At 71.5% G+C, this 19733-nt stretch carries 13 protein-coding genes; all 13 read right to left on the bottom strand.

All coding sequences use genetic code 11. The features are described 5' to 3' along the window. Window positions 1-50: 50 nt before the first annotated feature. The 13 genes from ACIOMQ_RS30260 to ligA all read right to left on the bottom strand — a co-directional run bounded on the left by ACIOMQ_RS30260 (window position 51) and on the right by ligA (window position 19708). Entirely contained in the window at window positions 51-3203 is a 3153-nt protein-coding gene (locus ACIOMQ_RS30260; RefSeq protein ID WP_362203764.1) for an AAA family ATPase, read from the bottom strand. 69 nt (window positions 3204-3272) lie between these two features. Next, window positions 3273-3458, bottom strand: coding sequence for a hypothetical protein (locus ACIOMQ_RS30255; RefSeq protein WP_362203761.1), 186 nt, complete (start codon window positions 3456-3458; stop codon window positions 3273-3275). Window positions 3459-3668: 210 nt separating this feature from the next. After that, on the bottom strand, window positions 3669-4382 hold the full coding sequence (locus ACIOMQ_RS30250; protein WP_402191159.1) for a hypothetical protein: 714 nt from the start codon (window positions 4380-4382) through the stop codon (window positions 3669-3671). 82 nt (window positions 4383-4464) lie between these two features. After that, on the bottom strand, window positions 4465-5019 hold the full coding sequence (locus ACIOMQ_RS30245; RefSeq protein WP_401759340.1) for a GNAT family N-acetyltransferase: 555 nt from the start codon (window positions 5017-5019) through the stop codon (window positions 4465-4467). After that, the gene (locus tag ACIOMQ_RS30240) at window positions 5019-7274 is read right to left on the bottom strand and encodes an MMPL family transporter (protein ID WP_402191156.1); all 2256 of its coding nucleotides are present in this window, start codon (window positions 7272-7274) and stop codon (window positions 5019-5021) included. The genes ACIOMQ_RS30245 and ACIOMQ_RS30240 overlap by 1 nt, the downstream gene beginning before the upstream one ends. Before the next feature lie 273 nt (window positions 7275-7547). Then, window positions 7548-9668, bottom strand: a complete 2121-nt coding sequence (locus ACIOMQ_RS30235; RefSeq protein ID WP_401260832.1) for a phosphocholine-specific phospholipase C — start codon at window positions 9666-9668, stop codon at window positions 7548-7550. A gap of 143 nt (window positions 9669-9811) precedes the next feature. Then, window positions 9812-11023 carry an SLC13 family permease gene (locus ACIOMQ_RS30230; protein WP_401985239.1) on the bottom strand — a complete coding sequence of 404 codons (1212 nt, stop codon included), beginning with the start codon at window positions 11021-11023 and terminating at the stop codon, window positions 9812-9814. A 152-nt stretch (window positions 11024-11175) separates the two neighbouring features. Then, entirely contained in the window at window positions 11176-12684 is a 1509-nt protein-coding gene (gene gatB / locus ACIOMQ_RS30225) for an Asp-tRNA(Asn)/Glu-tRNA(Gln) amidotransferase subunit GatB (RefSeq protein WP_401260835.1), read from the bottom strand. Window positions 12685-12699: 15 nt separating this feature from the next. Continuing rightward, window positions 12700-12939, bottom strand: a complete 240-nt coding sequence (locus ACIOMQ_RS30220; protein WP_401260837.1) for a hypothetical protein — start codon at window positions 12937-12939, stop codon at window positions 12700-12702. Further along, a complete protein-coding gene (gene gatA, locus ACIOMQ_RS30215; RefSeq protein WP_362203743.1) occupies window positions 12936-14438 on the bottom strand; it encodes an Asp-tRNA(Asn)/Glu-tRNA(Gln) amidotransferase subunit GatA in 1503 nt (500 codons plus the stop codon). Before gatA ends, ACIOMQ_RS30220 begins: the two co-directional genes overlap by 4 nt. 5 nt (window positions 14439-14443) lie before the next feature. Then, a complete protein-coding gene (gene gatC / locus ACIOMQ_RS30210) occupies window positions 14444-14740 on the bottom strand; it encodes an Asp-tRNA(Asn)/Glu-tRNA(Gln) amidotransferase subunit GatC (protein WP_014153935.1) in 297 nt (98 codons plus the stop codon). Window positions 14741-14984: 244 nt separating this feature from the next. Beyond that, window positions 14985-17147: a bifunctional diguanylate cyclase/phosphodiesterase gene (locus tag ACIOMQ_RS30205; RefSeq protein ID WP_362203740.1), complete on the bottom strand. Its 2163-nt coding sequence runs from the start codon at window positions 17145-17147 to the stop codon at window positions 14985-14987. Between the two features lie 368 nt (window positions 17148-17515). Continuing rightward, window positions 17516-19708 (bottom strand): NAD-dependent DNA ligase LigA, encoded by a 2193-nt coding sequence (gene ligA, locus ACIOMQ_RS30200; protein WP_401260839.1) that lies wholly within the window; start codon window positions 19706-19708, stop codon window positions 17516-17518. Between the last annotated feature and the right edge of the window lie 25 nt (window positions 19709-19733).

Below are 19733 nucleotides of genomic sequence, written 5' to 3'. Positions count from 1 at the left end.
GGGGCCGGGGCTTTGAGGGGCCGGGGCGGCCGGCCGGTGGCGGCGCTGTGTCAGGGAGTGTTCCGGGCGGGGTAGAGACGGAGCCGGTGGGCCAGTGCGGCCGCCTCGCCGCGGCTGGAGACACCGAGCTTGGCGAGGATGTTGGAGACGTGCACGCTCGCGGTCTTGGGTGAGATGTAGAGCTCCTCGGCGATCCTGCGGTTGGTGTGACCGGCGGCGACCAGCCGGTGCACGTCCTGTTCGCGTCGCGTCAGCCCGAAGGACTCCACGGCCGCCGCGGCAGCCTCGCGCAGATCGTCCCCGGTCCGCTCCCGGCCCCCGGCCCCGTCACCGTCCTCGGCGAGGACGGTGACGGCGTCCGGTGTCTCGTGGTCGGGGCCGTGGGCCGGGGCCCGGTCCGGCGCGGTGAGGGCGATACGGGCACGGCCGGCCAGCAGCTCGATGGTCTCGGTCAACGGATGTGCGCCGAGCCGCCCGGCGGCGCGGTGGGCGTCGCGCAGCAGGGTGGTGGCCGCGGACCGGTCGCCCGAGGCGACGAGAAGTGCCTCGGCCCAGCGGTGACGGATCTGTGCCAGCTCGTACGGGCGGTGCAGGGGGGCGAAGGCGGTGGCGGCACGGGACCAGTGGTCGGGGGTGTCGAGCCCCTCGGCACGGGCCAGTTCGGCGTCGACCAGGACACCGTGGGCGGCCCAGATGGGGACGAGCATCGGCAGCCGCTTGAGGTGGGTGCGGATGGCCGCGAGGATCGCGGGCCGGCCGCGGTCGGCGGCGGGCAGCCCCCGGGCGTCGGCCTCGGCCGCGGCGGCGGCATGGAGCAGCGGCAGGGCGTACCGCTGGGTGCCGGGCGGGAAACCCTGTTCCGACTGCCCCTCGAACTCGGCCCGCGCCTCGGCGAGCCTGCCCCGCTGCGCGGCGAGGGTCACGGCATGGCGTACCGGGGTGATGAAGTGCTGGGGCTGCGGGTCCCGCGAGCCGAAATGCCTTCGTGTCAGGGCAAGTTGCAGCTCGGCCTCGGCCAGGTCGCCCTGGGCGAGGGCCAGTTCGGTGCGGCGTGAGGCGACGAGCCCTTGCGCCTTGCCGGACTGGGCGGCACGTGCCGCCGCGTCGGTGGTGGCCCGGCTCTCGTCCCAGTGGCCGAGGGAGAAGAGCGAGGCCGCCTGGTTGCAGCGGACCCACGCCTCCATGTCGGCGATGCCGTGGCTGCGGCTCGTCTCGATGCCGTGGTCGGCGGCGGCCACGGCCTCCAGGGAGCGGCCCATGGATTCGAGGGTGGAGGGGAGATTGACGCCGGCCCGGCTCAGGATGCCGACCAGGTGCAGTTCGTCGGCGCGGTCGCGGACGGCGTACATCTCCGCGATGCCCTCGTCGACGCTGCCCGCGTCGGCGGTGAGCCAGCCGCGGGTGAGCCTGGCGTGCAGTTCGATGTACTCGTCGCCGACGAGCTGGGCGTACTCCACGGCCCGGTCGACGGCGACCAGCGTCTCGGCGCCGGGGCGGTGCAGGGCGCCCCATCCCGCCACGCTCATCAGGACGTCGGCATGGACGACGGACGGAGGCAGTCCGCGGACGAGCTCCTGGGCGTTGGTCAGTTCCTGACGGCCGTCGCCCCGGGCGAGGTCCTGCATCAGCCGGGAGCGCTGGACCCAGAACCAGGCGGCGCGCAGCGGGTCGTCCTCGCCGTCCAGGACACGCATGGCCTTCTTGGCGATGGTCAGGGCGCGTTCGCGGTCGCCGCCGAACCGGGCGGCGACGGTGGCCTCCGCCATCAGGTCGAGATAGCGCAGCGGGGTGGCGTCGGGGTCGCAGCCGCACACCGGGTAGCTCTCGGCGTAGTCGATGGGGCGCAGGGTGCGGCGCACGTCGTCGGGGGCGTCGTCCCACAGCTCCATCGCCCTTTCCAGCAGGCGGAGTTGTTCGGAGAAGGCATAGCGGCGACGGGCCTCGACCGAGGCTTTCAGTACGGCGGGCAGGGCCTTGGCCGGATCGTGCGCGCCGTACCAGTAGCTGGCGAGCCGGGTGGCGCGTTCCCCGGCGCGGACGAGGGTGGGGTCGACCTCCAGGGCTTCCGCGTAGCGCCGGTTGAGCCGGGAGCGCTCGCCGGGCAGCAGATCGTCGCTGACGGCCTCGCGGACCAGGGAGTGCCGGAAGCGGTAGCCGCTGCCCTCCGGGGTGGTGAGCAGCAGATTGGCGCCGACGGCCGCCCGCAGGGCCTCGATGAGTTCGTCCTCGGCGAGCCGGGCCACCGCGGCCAGCAGTCCGTACTCGACGGTGGAACCGCCCTCGGCGACGATCCGGGCGATCTTCTGGGCGTCCTCGGGGAGGGCCTCGACCCGGACGAGCAGGAGATCGCGCAGCGAGTCGGAGAGCCGGGACCGGTCGCCGCTCTCCAGGCTGCGGGCGAGTTCCTCGACGAAGAAGGCGTTGCCGTCGGACCGTTCGAAGATCTCGTCCACGAGGGTGGCCTCGGGGGTGGCGGCGAGGATGCCGGTGAGCTGGCGGCGGACCTCGGCGCGGTTGAAACGGGCGAGTTCGATCCGGTGGACGGCCCGGAGCCGGTCCAGTTCCGCGAGGAGGGGGCGCAGGGGGTGGCGGCGGTGGATGTCGTCGGAGCGGTAGGTACCGATCACGACGAGGCGGCCGCTGCGCACGGTGCGGAAAAGGTACGCGAGGAGATGGCGGGTGGAGGCGTCGGCCCAGTGCAGGTCCTCCAGGACGAGGACGACGGCACGCTGTGCGGAGATGCGCTCCAGGAGCCTGGCGGTGAGTTCGAAGAGGCGGGCGGTGCTGTGCTCGTCGGTCGCGTCCCGGTCGGCCTCGCCGAGTTCGGGGAGCAGCCGGGCCAGTTCGCCCTCCTGCCCGGCGCAGGCGGTGGCCATCTCGTCGGGCAGGGTGCGGCGCAGGGCGCGCAGGGCGGTGGAGAACGGGGCGTAGGGCAGGCCGTCCGCGCCGACCTCGACGCAGCCGCCGACGGCGACGACGGCCTCGCGCCGCACCGCCTCGGTGAGAAATTCCTCGACCAGCCGGGTCTTGCCGACACCCGCCTCGCCGCCGATGAGCAGCGCCTGCGGCTCGCCGCCGGAGCCGTCGGCCCGGCCCGAGCCTTCGCCGGTCGCACGGGTGAGGGCGTCGACGAGCGAGGCGAATTCATCTGCGCGGCCGACGAACACGGGACTGACGGACCTGGTCTCCACGTCGCCGAGCATCGCACACGGGTCCGACGGTGCGGGCCGCGGAATCGGATCGTCCGGCATCGCGCGGCCCCCGCACGGCCGCTACGCGGCGTGGGCGAACCGGTTCCGGTCCGTACTCACCGGCCCCTCGGACTCCTTGCTCGCGGCATCACGGGCGGCTCTGCGCGCGGTCCGGCGAGCACGGCGGGCCTCCCCGGCGAGCCGCTCCTGCTCGGCCCAGCGCCGCAGTTCGGCCTCGTGCAGCTTGTGGAGTTCGAACGTGAACATGTGATTCTCCCGGAGGACGACGGCCCGTCGGGGCCTGGGGGCGGCAGTGCTTCTGCCGTGCCCCCACTGTCGTCTCCCAGGGGGTGCCGCCACATCGGGCGAGTTCCGCATCTTCGCGGTGCGGGGGGCCTTAGCCGGACGCGGGCCCCACCGCATACGGGCCGGGACCGCACCGGCGGATGCCTTAGACGGCGATGGGGCGGCGTGTACTCACTGGGTGGCGCCCGTGGTCGGCAGGGGCACGATGAGGTCGAAGTACATGCCGACGGAAATCACCGCGCCGAGGACGCCGAGCGCGATGCCGGCGGTCGCGACGGCGCGCACCCAGCCGGGCTGCGGGTGCGGGGAGGGTGCGCCGAAGGCCGGGCGGACCAGGGCGAAGATGCCGACCAGCAGGGCGAGCAGCGCGAAGAGGCCGTTGACCAGGGCCGTGGAGTGCCAGGCATCGCCGTAGATCTCGGAGATCTGCTGGGCCGCGGTGCCGCCGGACGAGGTCTTGATCTGCCCGATCAGGGTCTCGCGCTCGGCGACGACCTTGCCGGTCCAGGACCCGGTGAGCGCGACGACACCGAGACCGGCGGCGGCGACGGCCGCAGCGGCCGCGCCGAGGCCGGACGGCTTCTTGCCGGAGCCCTCGGAGTCGGGATCGTCGAGGTCGTCGAGGTCGATGTCATCGGAACCGGAGTCCTCGGAAGGGGCCTCACCGGTACGGGCCTCACCGGAACCGGAGCCCTCGGAACCGGCTTCGGTGCGTCCGGCGTCCGGGGCGGTGCCCGCTCCGCCGTCAGCCGGTGCGGACTCCCTCCCGGCTTCGGCCGCCCCCTTGTCGAGGCCGACGGCCGCGTCCTCGGCCGCGGCCTCCTCGACGCCGGGAGCGGCGGGGCCGGTGGGAGAGGTGGGGTTTGCGGGGGTCCTGGAGTTCATGTCCCGCACGCTAGGCGGGGCAGATGAGAACCCTCTTAACGCGCCCGGCCCCGGCCGGTGTGACCAGCCGCTCCCGGGGGCCTCAGACGTTCCGCGCCCGCCACTCCGGGGCCAGCACGGACCAGATCTCCGAGTCGTGCCGCTCGCCGCGGTACAGGTAGTTCTGGCGGAGCACCCCGTCGCGCGTCATGCCGAGCCGCTCGGCCACGGCGACGCTGCGGGTGTTCGCGGCGGAGGCGTCCCACTCCACGCGGTGCATGCCGCGCTCGTAGACCGCCCAGTCGATCAGCTTCCGTGCCGCCCGGGTGATCAGGCCCCGCCCCTCCGCCGCGGGTTCCAGCCAGCAGCCGACCTCGCAGTTGCCCGACTCCGCGTCGAAGATCCGGAACAGGACGCCCCCGACGAGCGTCCCGTCCAGCCAGATGCCGTAGAGCCGCCCCGTGTCGGCCGCCTGCTTCTGCGCGTAGGACCGGAGCACGGCGCGCGCCGAGTCCAGGTCGGTGGCGAGGGAGGCGAGGGGGATCCAGGGATCGACGAGTTCGCGGGCCCGGTCCATGTGGGCGAGGAACTCCGCTGCCTGCCAGATCTCCAGCGGCCGCAGTTCCGCTCCGTCCTCGCCCAGGGATATCGCGAACATCATGCTCCTTCTCGAACCGCTTCCACCGCGTGCGCGGTCTGCGGAACCTCCGTCGCGTGCGCGGTCTGCGGAACCTCCGTCGGTTGTGCTGCCTGCGGGATCTTCGCATGCTGTTCGGGAGGCTCGATGCTGATCCGCGGCAGCCGCCGGTCCAGCCAGCCCGGCAGCCACCAGTTCGCGCCGCCCAGCAGATGCATCAGGGCGGGGACCAGCAGCGTACGGAGGACGAACGCGTCGAGCGCCACGGCCGCCGCCAGCGCGATGCCGAACATGGCGATGACCCGGTCCCCGCTGAGGACGAACGCGAGGAAGACCGAAATCATGATCACGGCCGCGGAGTTGATCACACGGCTGGTTTCGGCGAGGCCGACCCGGACCGCCCGTCTGTTGTCACCGGTCTCCCGCCACTCCTCGTACATCCGCCCCACCAGGAACACCTGGTAGTCCATGGAGAGCCCGAAGAGCACGGACACCATGATCACCGGCAGGAACGGTTCGATGGGCCCGGAGCTGCCCAGCCCCAGGAGTTCGCTCCCCCATCCCCACTGGAAGATCGCGACGACGACACCGAACGAGGAGGCGACGGCGGCCACATTCATCGCGGCCGCCTTCAGCGGGATGCCGATAGACCGGAAGGCCAGCAGCAGAAGCAGGCAGCCGAGCCCTATGACGACGCCGATGAAGAGCGGGAGCTTGCCGATGACGACCTGGGCGAAGTCGTCGTAGCCGGCCGTCACCCCGCCCACATGGGCCCGGAGCGAGGTGTTCGCCTCGGCCTGTGGGAGGACGTCCGTACGCAGCCGGTCGACGAGCGCGCTGGTCTCCTGCGACTGCGGCGACGACGTCGGTACGACGGTGACGAAGGCCGCACTGCCGCTGCTGCTGTACGTGACCGGGCCGACCGAGGCCACGCCGTCGGTCGTCCGCAGCGTGGCCGGAAGGCCGTCCATCGCGAGCCGGTCGCCCGCGTCGTCGACCTGTGCGGCGATCGTCAGCGGGCCGTTGACGCCCGGCCCGAAACCGTCGGCCAGCAGGTCGTACGCCTGCCGGGTGGTCGACGAGGAGGCGTTGTTGCCCTGGTCGGCGGTGCCCAGGTGCAGGGAGAAGGTGGGCAGCGCGAGCACCAGCATCACCACGACGGCGAGCGAGCCGAGCAGCTTGGGGTGCCGTTCGACGAAGGCGGACCAGCGGGCGGCGAAGCCGGTGGGCAGTTCCGGCCGCGGCCCGTGCTCGGCGAGCCTTCTGCGCTCGCGCCGGCTCAGCGCCCGCATGCCGATGAAGGACAGCAGGGCGGGCAGCAGCGTCACGGACGCGGCCACGGTCAGGACGACCGTGAGCGAGGCGGCGATCGCCACGCCGTTGAGGAAGCCCAGCCGCAGGATCAGCATGCCGAGCAGCGCGATACAGACGGTGGCTCCGGCGAAGACGACGGACCGCCCGGTCGTCACGACGGCGTTCTGCGCCGCCTCGGTGACCGTCATGCCTCTGCGCAGTCCGCTGCGGTGGCGGGTGACGATGAACAGGGCGTAGTCGATGCCGACGCCGAGCCCGATCAGCATGCCCAGCATGGGGGCGAAGTCGGCGACGGTCATCGCATGGCCGAGCAGTGCGATGCCCGCGTAGGCCGTACCGACGGAGACGAGGGCGGTGGCGATGGGCAGCATGCTGGCGGCGAGCGAGCCGAAGGCGAGGAACAGGACGACCGCTGCCACGACGACCCCGATGACCTCGCTGAAGTGGGCGGTCGGCGCTTCGGTGAGGGCGATGGCCGAGCCGCCCAGTTCCACCTGGAGGTGGTCGCCGGCGGCCTCCTTCGCGGTGTCGACGACGGCCTGGGCCTGCTGCGCCGGGATGTCCTCGGTCTGCCGGTCGAAGGTGATCGTGGCGTAGGCGGTGTGCCCGTCCTCGCTGATCTGTCCGGCGCCGGACGCCCCGTACGGGCCGGTGACGGCGCCGACGCCGGGGAGCTCCTCGACCGCGTGCAGCGTGCGGGTCATCGTCTGGCGGACGTCGGCGGCCCGCACGGTGGAGTCGGTGGTGTGCCAGACGATGGTGTCGGTGTCACCGCCCAGCTCCGTGAAATTGCTCTTGAGGAGGTCGGCGGCCCGGCCGGCCTCCGTACCGGGCACGTCGTAGTTGTTGGAGTACGCGGAGCCCGCGAAGCCCGCCGCGGTGGCTGTGCCGCCGAGGGCGAGGAGCCAGATGAGAACGGCGACGAGACGGTGCTTGATGCACCAGCGGGCAATGGCAGCCAACGGATGTGCTCCCTGCTGGTTCGTGGTTCCTCAGCGGGACAAAACATGAATTACCCGCAAAGAGCGCATGACCTGAGAACTGCCACTCTCGCAGCCGTTGGTGATCCTTTGTCCCTTTCGTGGCCTTACTCACAGAGGCTTCCGGGCTCGCGGCGGCCTCCTCCGGGACTCGCGAGGACGTCCGCACCCGCAGGGGCTTCCGGGCGCTCCACGGCCTCCGGCGGGGGCGCCGCTGTGCGGCATACGGCGCCCCCGCCGCCCGGACACGCCAGGTCAGCCGGAGACGCTCGCCCGGCCGTTCTCGATGTGCCCCATCAGCCGGCGCCGGTAGACATCGTCCCCGTCGACCGTGACGGCCAGGTCGTACCAGCCGTGCGCGTCGGCCGCCGAGTGCACGACCGTACGGCTGCGTCCCGGCTTGACCTTGACCGTACGGGTCCAGTCCCGCAGGTCCGCCTCGTCGACGTACCCCAGCGGCCGTACGGTGAAGGTGAGGGTCGTGCGTCCCGTGTTGCGCAGGGTGAGATGCAGATCCCGCTCATGCGCGTCGACCCGCGAGGCGACCTCGGCCCCGGCCGCGGCGCCGCCCTTCGCGGGCCCGGCGAACTCGCGCCGGAAGCCGTTCGGCCCGGTCACGGTGAACCGGTACGCCGCACCGGTGAGCGGCACCGTCCACTGCGCCGTGCCCCGCACGTCCCGGTGCTGCGGTACGGGGAACTCCCCCGCGTACGGATACAGCGCGAAGTGCGCGGACGAGCGTCCCGTATTGCTGAGGACCACCTTGACCGCCCCGTCCACCAGCGTCGCCCGGGCGTCCGGCTGGTACGGCAGCGCGCGGGCCGGACGCGCCCCGGGCTCCTGTACGGGCATGTGCTGCACGAGCGGCGGCTTGGGCGCCCAGCGCCCGCTGAACGGCGGGATGGCGCCGGGCTGCTCCACCTCGGGCCGGCGCCGCGCGTGCTTGAAGTCGAAGGCCGAGGTCAGATCGCCGGCGACGGTGCGCCGCCAGTTGCTGATGTTCGGCTCCTTCACCCCGGTCCAGCGTTCCAGGAAGCGGATCACGGAGGTGTGGTCGAAGACCTCGGAGCAGACGTAGCCGCCCACGGTCCACGGCGACACGACGAGCAGCGGCACCCGCATCCCGAGACCGGTGGGCTTGCCCTCCCACTGCTCCTCGGTCACCTCGGGCGGCGCGACCGGCGGCGGGACATGGTCGAAGAAGCCGTCGTTCTCGTCGTAGTTGATGAAGACGGCGGTGTGCCGCCACACATCCGGGTGCTTGCCCAGCGCGTCGAGGACCTTGTAGACGATCGTCGCGCTGTGGATCGGCGAGGAGACGCTCGGGTGCTCGGAGTCGACGGCCGACGGCACCAGGTAGGAGACCTCGGGCAGCGTGCCCGCCGCCACGTCCTTCGCGAACTCGTCGGCCAGCGTTCCGGTCTCCACTCGGCGCAGCGCGCGCTCGAAGAGGCTGCGCTCCTTCTTGTCCAGGGTGGCGACACCCTCTTCGAGCAGACCGAACAGCCGCTCCCGCTCGGGGGCGCCCGCTCCCCGCACCGCCGCGTAGAACGACTCCATGTACGTGTGGCCGCCGGTCTTCGCCAGCGCCTTGCGGGCGACCGCCTTGAAGGTGGCGAAGAACTCGATCTGGTTGTCGGTGAAGTTCTCCCACTCGGTGTACGTACGCCAGCTCCGCCCGGCCTTCTCCAGCCGTTCCGCGTACGTGCTCCAGCCGTAGCCGGGGTGCGTGCCCTCGTCGTACGCGTCGTTCCCGACGGCCCGCTTGCCGTTCGGCTCGTTGCCCGTCTTTCCGCTCCACAGGTGGTTGCGGTTGGGGCTGGTCGAGGAGTGGATGGAGGAGTGGTAGGCGTCGCAGACCGTGAAGGTGTCGGCCAGTTCGTAGTGCAGCGGGATGTCGCGGCGGTCGTAGTACGCCATGGTGGCGGCCGTCTTCGCGGACACCCAGCCGTTCATCCACCCCCCGGCCCACGCCTTGCCGCCACCGCTCCAGGAGTGGTCGAGCGCGCCGATGTACTGGAGGTCCTTCTTCTGTGCCTCGGCCGCGTCCCGCACGGGGAACGGCAGCACGGAGGTGCCCAGCGGAGCGGGCTGTTCGAAGACCGGCTTGCCCGAGGGCAGCTCGACGGCGTTGCGGTCGCCGAAACCGCGCACCCCCCGGAGCGTGCCGAAGTAGTGGTCGAAGGAACGATTCTCCTGCATGAGGATCACCACATGCTTGATGGCTCCGAGTCCGCCGCCGGACCCCGCCGAGTGCGCCGGCTGCGCGGCGATCGCGGCCTGCAGCGACGGCGGCAGCAGCGACCCCGCCGCCGCGGCGCCGAGCGCGCCACCGCCGAGCGCGAAGAGTCGTCGCCGTGAAATGTCCGTGGTCAAGTGAGCCTCCCGAGTCCGGTCGTACAGGACGGGAAACTAATCACGCCAGATGGCGCCGGGAAGGATTTCGTACGGCCCCGTGGTGAACGTCCAACAGGTCGGCCGGGAAAGTCCAACCGCTTTCCCGGCCCCCGGGACCGCCGTCACACCCCGATCACCCGCAGCGCGCCCCACAGCGCCACCGTCGACACGACCAGCGTCGCCGGTACGGTCAGCAGCCCGAGGCGGGTGAAGTGGCCGAGGTCGGGCGCGGCGCCGTGGGTGTGCAGGATGCGGCGCCAGAGCAGGGTGGCGAGCGAACCGACGTAGGTGAGGTTCGGGCCGAGGTTCACGCCGATCAGGGCGGCGAGCAGCGGGCCCGGACCGGCTGCCGCGACCACCGGGAGCAGGGCGAGGATCGCGGGCAGGTTGTTGATCAGGTTGGCGAGGACGGCCGCCACCGCGGCCACCGCCAGCAGCGCGGGAAGTGACGGGCCGCCCGGCAGGAAGGCGCCGAGGCCGGCACCGAGGCCGTTGCCGACCACGGCCTCGACCACGACCCCCAGCGCGAGGACGAACAGGCAGAACAGCGGGTTGGCGGAGCGGACAAGGCCCCTGACGGTGGTCTCGCGCTTCGCCAGCGCGCGGACGGCCAGCACCCCGGCACCCGCCAGCGCCGCCCACAGCGGGTCCGCGCCCGCGAACGAGGTGGCGACGAATCCGCCCAGGGTCAGCGCGAGGACGACGAGCGTGAAGACGGGGACGCCCGGACGGGCCTTCTCCGGATTCGACGGATACGCACCCGCCGCCAGGTCGGCGGCGAAGACGCGGCGGAAGACGACGTACTCGACGGCGATGGCGGCCAGCCACGGCAGGGCCATCAGCGCCGCGAAGCGGGTGAAGGAGAGGCCGCTCGCGGTGAACGCCAGGAGGTTGGTGAGGTTGGAGACCGGCAGCAGCAGGGACGCCGAGTTGGCCAGGTGCGCGCAGGCGTAGACGTACGGCCGGGGGCGGGCGCCGACGCGGGCGGCGGTGGCCAGGACGACGGGGGTCAGCAGCACCACGGTCGCGTCCAGGCTGAGCACGGCGGTGGTCACGGAGGCGACGGCGAAGACCCCGCCGAGCAGGGGGCCGGTCCGCCCGCCGCAGACCCGGGCGACCAGTTCACCGGCGGCCGTGAAGAGCCCCTCGTCGGCACAGAGCTGGGCCAGGACCAGGATCGCCGCGAGGAAACCGACGACCGGCAGCAGGCTGCCCACCTGCTCACGGGCCTGCTGCCACGGGACCGCACCGGCCACCGTCACCAGCACGGCCACGGGTACGGCGACGGTCGCCTCCGGCAGCCCCCGGGGGCGTACGACGGCGAAGGCCAGCACGACGAGCAGGAGCCCGACGGAGACGATCTCGGCGGTGACGGTGTTCAGCGGACTCAGGACTCTCCGGATGGGTGAAGGGGCGGCGCACCCGGCTCACGGGTGCGCCGCCCCTTCACGGACGTACGGAATCCGCCCCCTCGGGGGGGACGGGATCAGCCCTCGACGCCGAGCTTCTCCAGGATCAGCTCGCGCACCCGGGCCGCGTCCGCCTGGCCGCGGGTGGCCTTCATGACCGCGCCGACGAGCGCGCCCGCCGCCGCGACCTTGCCGCCGCGGATCTTGTCCGCGACGGCCGCGTTGGCGGCGATGGCCTCGTCCACGGCCGTGCCCAGCGCGCCCTCGTCGGAGACGACCTTCAGGCCGCGCTTCTCGACGACGGTGTCCGGGTCGCCCTCGCCCGCGAGCACGCCCTCGATGACCTGGCGGGCCAGCTTGTCGTTGAGGTCGCCCGAGGTGACGAGCTCGGCCACCCTGGCGACCTGCACCGGGGTGATCGGCAGCTCGTCGAGGCCGCGGCCGGTCTCGTTGGCGTTACGGGCCAGCTCGCCCATCCACCACTTGCGGGCCTGGTCCGAGGGGGCGCCCGCATCGGTCGTGGCGACGATCAGGTCGACCGCGCCCGCGTTGAGGATGGACTGCATGTCGTGCTCGGAGACACCCCACTCCTCCTTCAGCCGCTTGCGGCGCAGCCGCGGCAGCTCGGGGAGGCCCTTGCGGAGCTCCTCGACCCACTCGCGGGCCGGGGCGACCGGCACCAGGTCGGGCTCGGGGAAGTAGCGGTAGTCCTCGGCGTTGTCCTTGATGCGGCCGGCCGTGGTCGAGCCGTCCTCCTCGTGGAAGTGCCGGGTCTCCTGCACGATCGTGCCGCCCGAGCTCAGCACCGCGGCGTGGCGCTGGATCTCGAAGCGGGCGGCGCGCTCGACGGAACGCAGCGAGTTCACGTTCTTCGTCTCGGAGCGCGTACCGAAGGTCTCGGTGCCGTTGGGGCGCAGCGACAGGTTGACGTCGCAGCGCATCTGGCCCATCTCCATCCGGGCCTCCGACACACCGAGCGCCTTGATGAGCTCGCGCAGTTCGGCGACGTACGCCTTGGCGACCTCGGGGGCGCGTGCGCCCGCTCCCTCGATCGGCTTGGTGACGATCTCGATGAGCGGGATGCCGGCACGGTTGTAGTCGAGCAGGGAGTGGGACGCGCCGTGGATACGGCCGGTGGCACCGCCGACGTGGGTCGACTTGCCGGTGTCCTCCTCCATGTGGGCGCGCTCGATCTGCACCCGGAAGATCTCCCCGTCCTCCAGCTGGACGTCCAGATAGCCGTTGTAGGCGATCGGCTCGTCGTACTGGGAGGTCTGGAAGTTCTTCGGCATGTCCGGATAGAAGTAGTTCTTCCGGGCGAAGCGGCACCACTCGGCGATCTCGCAGTTCAGCGCGAGACCGATCTTGATGGCGGACTCGACGCCGATCTCGTTGACGACCGGCAGGGCGCCGGGCAGGCCGAGACAGACCGGGCAGGTCTGGGAGTTGGCGTCCTGCTTGAGCTCGGTGGAGCAGCCGCAGAACATCTTGGTCTTGGTGCCGAGCTCGACATGGACCTCCAGGCCCATGACGGGGTCGTAGGACGCGAGCGCATCCTCGTACGACACCAGGTCGGTGACAGTCACGGTGAAACTTCCCTCTCAGCCCAGCAGTACGTCGTCATCGCCGATGCGCTTGAGTTCGCGCAGCAGCAGGGCGACACCCGTGGCGATGGCGGCGGCGGAGACGACGGCGTCGATCAGTCGGAGCGTGTCGCGTTCGACGCGGGCCTTCTTGGCCTGCTTGATGACGCCGAGCGCCCCGAAGGCGGTGGTGCCGATGGACAGGTACGTACCGGTCTTGGACTTCTTGAAGCCCTTGGCCTTGGTCAGTGCGCTCACAGTGACGGAGCCTCCTCCAGCAGCGGGTGCCCCCACTTTTCCACGAAAGCGGCCTCGACGGCGGCTCCGACCTTGTACAGCCGGTCGTCCTTCATGGCGGGGGCGATGATCTGCAGTCCGACCGGCAGGCCGTCCTCCGGGGCCAGGCCGCAGGGCAGCGACATGGCGGAGTTGCCGGCGAGGTTGGTCGGAATGGTGCACAGGTCCGCGAGGTACATCGCCATCGGGTCGTCGGCGCGCTCGCCGATCGGGAAGGCTGTGGTGGGCGTCGTCGGGGAGACGATGACGTCAACCTGCTCGAAGGCCTTCTCGAAGTCCTGGGTGATGAGGGTGCGGACCTTCTGGGCCGAGCCGTAGTACGCGTCGTAGTAGCCGGAGCTGAGGGCGTACGTACCGAGAATGACGCGGCGCTTGACCTCGTCGCCGAAGCCGGCCTCGCGGGTGAGCGCGGTGACGTCCTCGGCGGACCTCGTGCCGTCGTCGCCGACCCGCAGGCCGTAGCGCATGGCATCGAAGCGGGCCAGGTTGGAGGAGCACTCGGACGGCGCGATCAGGTAGTACGCCGACAGGGCCAGGTCGAAGGACGGGCAGTCCAGCTCGACGATCGTGGCACCGAGCGACTTCAGCAGCTCGACCGACTCGTTGAAGCGCTGGACGACACCGGCCTGGTAGCCCTCACCGGCGAACTGCTTGACGACACCGACGCGCATGCCGTCGACGCTGCCGTTGCGCGCGGCCTCGACGACCGGCGGGACCGGTGCGTCGATGGACGTCGAGTCCATCGGGTCGTGCCCGGCGATCACCTCGTGCAGCAGGGCCGCGTCCAGAACGGTGCGGGCGCAGGGCCCGCCCTGGTCCAGGGAGCTGGAGAAGGCCACCATGCCGTAGCGGGAGACGCCGCCGTAGGTGGGCTTGACGCCGACGGTGCCGGTCACGGCGGCGGGCTGGCGGATGGAACCGCCGGTGTCCGTGCCGATGGCGAGCGGGGCCTCGTACGACGCGAGCGCGGCCGAGGAGCCGCCGCCGGAGCCGCCGGGGATGCGGGTGAGGTCCCACGGGTTGCCGGTCGGGCCGTAGGCGCTGTTCTCGGTGGAGGACCCCATGGCGAACTCGTCCATGTTGGTCTTGCCGAGAATGACGACGTCGGCGGCCTTCAGCCTCTTGGTGAGGGTCGCGTCGTACGGCGGGATCCAGCCTTCGAGGATCTTGGAGCCGACGGTGGTCGGCATGCCCTCGGTGGTGAAGATGTCCTTCAGCGCGAGCGGGACACCGGCCAGCGGACCCAGCTTCTCGCCGGCCGCCCTCTTCGCGTCGACGGCGCGGGCCTGCGCGAGCGCGCCCTCGCGGTCGACGTGCAGGAAGGCGTGGACCTTCTCGTCGACCGCCTCGATCCGGGCCAGGTGGGCCTCGGTGACCTCGACGGCCGTGAGCTCGCCGGACGCGATCTTCGCGGCGATCTCGGCCGCGGTGAGCTTGATGATGGTGCTGTTGTCCGTCATGGCTGTTAGTCCTCCCCCAGGATCTGCGGCACCTTGAAACGCTGCTGCTCCTGGGCCGGGGCGCCGGAGAGCGCCTGCTCGGGGGTGAGCGACGGACGGACCTCGTCCGCGCGCATGACGTTCGTCAGCGGCAGCGGGTGGGAGGTCGGCGGTACGTCTTGGTCGGCGACTTCGGAGACGCGGGCGACCGCGCCGATGATGTCGTCGAGCTGACCGGCGAAGTGTTCGAGCTCTTCGCCCTTCAGCTCCAGACGCGCCAGCCGGGCGAGGTGGGCGACCTCCTCGCGCGTGATGCCAGGCATGCAGCGATCCTCAGGGGTTGGTGTGTGGTTTTGGCCCAATCCTATGGTGTCGCCCGCGGCCGCTCCCGCCACCGGGGCGAACACCCTGGTCAGCCCCGCCTCATTCGCGCCCGAGCGGGGCCCGGGGCCTTGCGGTGCCGTCCGGCCGGGGCGTTTCGGGCACGGCCGGGCTCCCGAGGAACGACGCGGCCGCCGGGCGGCCGGGACGCCTTCCCCGACCGGTCCCACCGGTCCCACCGGCCGCTCAGGCCGTGGCCGGGCCCGGCTTCACCGCGCGGCCCGTCGGCCCGTGCTCCAGCTCGGCGGGCCCGGCCGCACCGGCTGCGGCCGCGGCGGCCGCCGCGGCCGCCAGCTCCGCGGGCCGCCGCCACCCGTGCTCGCCCCGCGCCCGCAGCCAGGCCGTCGCCTCCTGCGGCGGCATCGCCGCGGCGACCAGCCAGCCCTGCACCGCGTCGCAGCGCAGATCCCGCAGCCGCTCCCAGGTCTCGTCGTCCTCGACGCCTTCCGCCACGACCAGGAGTCCGAGCGAGTGGGCCAGGTCGATGGTGCAGCGGACGATCTCGGCGTCCTCGTTGTCGACGGCCAGCCGGGCCACGAACGAGCGGTCGATCTTCAGCTCGCTGACCGGCAGCCGGCGCAGATGGACCAGCGAGGAGTACCCCGTGCCGAAGTCGTCGAGGGACATCTTCACGCCGTGCCCGGTGAGTCCGGCGAGGGTGTCGGCGGCGCGCTGCGGATCCTCCAGCAGCACGTGTTCCGTTATCTCCAGCTGCAGGGCCCCGGCCGGGACGCCGTGCCGGGCCAGCCGGGCCGCGACACCGCCCGCGAATCCGGGGGTGTGGACGTCGCGCGGGGAGACGTTGACGGCCACCGGTACGAACAGGCCCTGCGCCCGCCACCGGGCGACCTGGGCCAGTGCCGTCTCCAGGACGTACTCCGTGAGGTGCGGCATCAGGCCGGAGGACTCGGCGATGGCGATGAACTCGTCCGGGGGGACCCGTCCGCGCTCCGGATGCACCCAGCGCACCAGCGCCTCCAGGCCGGCCACCTGGCCGTCGAAGCGGACCTTCGGCTGGTAGTGGAGCTCCACTTCACCGGCGTCCAGCGCGCGCCGCAGGTCTCCGAGGAGTCCGAGCCGGTCCGGAGTGTTGCTGTCCCGCTTCGACTCGTACACCTCCACGCCCGTGCGGTCGCGCTTGGCCTGGTACATCGCCACGTCCGCGCGCCTGAGCAGCCCTTCGGCGTCCAGTGCGTGGTCCGGATAGACGGCCACTCCGGCGCTCGCTTCCAGGACCAGGGTCAGGCCGTCCAGGTCCAGCGGGGAGGAGAGCTCGGCGACCAGATGGCGGGCGACGCGCTGGGCGCTGGTGGTGGAGTCCGCGGTCGGCAGGAGCACGGCGAACTCGTCACCGCCGAGCCTGGCGGCCTCTGCTCCCCGGGGGAGCGCGAGCCTGAGGCGTTCCGCTATTTGCAGCAGCAGCCGGTCGCCCGCCAGATGCCCGAGGGTGTCGTTGACCGCACGGAAACGGTCGAGGTCGATCAGGACGAGGGCGGATCTGGCGCCCATGGACTCGGCGTCCTCCAGGGCCGTCCAGGTGCGTTCCAGCAGCCACTGCCGGTTGGGCAGCCCGGTAAGCGGGTCGCGCAGCTGCTCCTCGGCCCGGGCACGGGCGATCCAGAGGGTGGAGTCCAGGGTGATCAGCGGGACCGCGAAGAGCGGCAGGAGCACGGGCATGGTCGTCGCGACGACGCAGATCAGCGGTGCGATGCCGAGCAGGGCGACCGCGACGAGGCCCTGACGCAGCAGGGCGGTACGGGCGACGGTCGGCAGGCCGCCTCCCTGGGGTGCCCGTGCATACCACAGCAGGACCCGGGTGACCAGGAGATAGGTGGAGGCGGCCAGGAGAACTTCGGGGACGGCTGCGATGCCCCAGCCGAGTGGCTGCCAGGGCGATTCGACGGTGTGCACCTCGCCGAACGCGGCGAGCACCAGGGCCGCCGCGCCTATTCCCAGGATGTCCACCGCGCCGTGCAGCAGCCCCTGCCACCAGCGGTGCCTGCGGGCCACGCCGACGAGAACGACCACGACCAGGCTGACCAGACCGGCGGGCACCCAGCCGTAGAGGAGCAGCACGGCGAGGGTGAGTGCGGCCCCGGAACCCGTACCGCCCCACCAGCGGTCGCGTCCGAGCGCGACCAGATGGCCGACGACGATCCCGGTGAGGACGGCGAGGGACCAGCCGGCTCTGCCGTCGGGGAAGAGTGCGTGTCCTTCGCTCACGGTCCGGTAGAAACCGGTCGCGAGCTGAACAACGGCGATCACCACGACGACGGCACCCACCCCGGGCGCGAGGCCGACGAAACCTTGCAGCCGCGACACCGGTGCGGCGCTCTCGGTCGGTTTCATTCCGTCCCTCTCACAGCCGGCGGTGCCGATGTCACCCGAATGCTCGGCTCCATGCCACCACGACCCGTTTTCCCACCCCGTGGCCGGCACGGCAGGTGCACATCTCAACAGTAGGCCGCAGAAGGCCTCTACGGGCAGCGCTCTACCGCTGTTGCCTGAATGCGAACCAACCGTCCGTCAGCATCTGGTAGGCGCCGATCGGGTGACTCCGACCGACCGACGACACCGCTTGCCCCCGTCCGTCCCGCTACGTCCTTTCTATACTTTCTCGTTCATCATTCACCAACCGGCCGGTCTCATACGGTCATTCCCGGTCGACCATATGCTCCGTTCCGACCAATTTGCCCGCCGACTGAAGGGAATCCGCCCTATTCCGCCGCTTCTCCGGCGGGGACGGCCGCCTCGCGTGCGGCCTCCGGCCCCTGTTCGAGCAGCACGGCGAAACCGTCCTCGTCCAGTACGGGCACCTTCAGCTGCATCGCCTTGTCGTACTTCGAGCCGGGGTTGTCGCCGACGACCACGAAGGAGGTCTTCTTCGAAACGGATCCCGTCACCTTGGCCCCCCGGCTCTGGAGCGCCTCTTTCGCGCCATCCCGGGTGTGGCCGGACAGGGTGCCGGTGACGACGACCGTGAGTCCTTCGAGCGGGCGCGGCCCCCCTTCCTCCCCCGCCCCCTGGTCCTCCATCCGGACCCCGGCCTCCCGCCACTTGCGCAGGATCTCCCGGTGCCAGTCCTCGGCGAGCCACTGCTTCACCGATGCGGCGATGATGTCCCCGACCCCGTCGGCCTCGACCAGCTCCTGTTCGGTCGCCTCGTCGATCCGGTCCATGGAGCGGAACTGACGGGCCAGTTCCGCGGCGGCGACCGGGCCCACATGGCGGATGGAGAGGCCGGTGAGGATCCGGGCGAGCGGCGCCTCCTTGGCCGCGGCGATGGCGTCGAGCATGGCGAGGGCGTTCTTCTTCGGCTCGCCCTGCTGGTTGGCGAAGACCCAGGCGGTCTTCTCCTCGCCGGTCTTCGGGTCGCGCTTGGGCAGGCCGCTGTCCTGGTCGAGGACGTAGGCCCGGATCGGCAGCAGTTCCTCGACCGTCAGCCCGAACAGATCGCCCTCGTCGTGCAGCGGCGGATCGGCGGGCTCCAGCGGCTTGGTGAGGGCCGCGGCGGCGACATAGCCGAAGTGGTCGATGTCGAGGCACTTGCGGCCCGCGAGATAGGCGATGCGCTCCCGCAGCTGGGCGGGGCAGGACCGCGCGTTGGGGCAGCGGACATCGACGTCCGCCTCCTTCATGGGCTTCAGTTCCGTGCCGCACTCCGGACAGTGCGTCGGCATCACGAACGCCCGCTCGGTGCCGTCGCGCAGATCGACGACCGGGCCGAGGATCTCCGGGATCACGTCGCCCGCCTTGCGGAGCACCACCGTGTCCCCGATGAGGACGCCCTTCGCCTTCACCACGTTCTGGTTGTGCAGGGTGGCGAACTCCACCTCGGAGCCCGCCACTTCGACCGGCTCGACCTGGGCGTACGGGGTGACCCGGCCGGTGCGTCCGACGCCGACCCGGATGTTCACCAGCTTGGTGTTGACCTCCTCCGGCGGGTACTTCCAGGCGATCGCCCAGCGCGGGGCGCGCGAGGTGGAGCCCAGCCGGCCCTGGAGCGGGACCTCGTCGAGTTTGACGACGACACCGTCGATCTCGTGCTCCACGGAGTGCCGGTTCTCGCCGAAGTACGCGATGAACTCCCGTACCCCGTCGAGGGAGTCCACCACCTTGTTGTGCCTGGCGGTGGGCAGACCCCAGGCGTGCAGCAGTTCGTAGGCGTGCGAGAGACAGTCGATGTCGAAGCCCTCGCGGGCGCCGATGCCGTGCACCACCATGTGCAGGGGGCGGGTGGCGGTGACCTTCGGGTCCTTCTGCCGCAGTGAACCGGCCGCCGCGTTGCGCGGATTGGCGAACGGCTTGTCCTCGGCCTCGACGAGCCGGGCGTTGAGCTCCTCGAACGCCTCCATCGGGAAGAAGACCTCGCCGCGGATCTCGACCAGCGCCGGAATCCGGTCGCCCTTCAGCCGGTGCGGGATCTCGGCGATCGTCCGGACATTGGGGGTGATGTCCTCGCCGGTGCGGCCGTCGCCCCGGGTCGCGGCCCGGGTCAGCCGCCCGTGCTCGTAGGTGAGGTTGACCGCGAGGCCGTCGACCTTCAGCTCGCACAGGAAGTGGTGGTCGGAGGTGCCGACCTCCTTCGCGATCCGCTCACCCCAGGCCGCCAACTCCAGGTCGTCGAAGGCGTTGTCCAGCGAGAGCATCCGCTCGCGGTGCTCGACGGAGGTGAATTCCGTCTGGTACGGCCCCGCGACCTTCTGCGTCGGCGAATCCGGCGTGCGCAACTGCGGATACGTCTTCTCCAGGGTCTCCAGCTCGCGCATCAGCCGGTCGAACTCGGCGTCGCTCACGACCGGCTGGTCGTTCACGTAATACCGGAAGCGGTGCTCCTCGACCTGCTCGGCGAGGAGCGCGTGCTGCTCCTGCGCCTGTGCGGGCACTGCCATCTGCTGTTCGCCGACCATCGTCTCGTCCTCCCGTTACCCGATG

This window comes from Streptomyces sp. NPDC087845 (genome assembly GCF_044742755.1).
In the GTDB taxonomy this organism is placed as follows: domain Bacteria; phylum Actinomycetota; class Actinomycetes; order Streptomycetales; family Streptomycetaceae; genus Streptomyces.
This window is presented reverse-complemented; position numbering and strand designations above follow the sequence as displayed.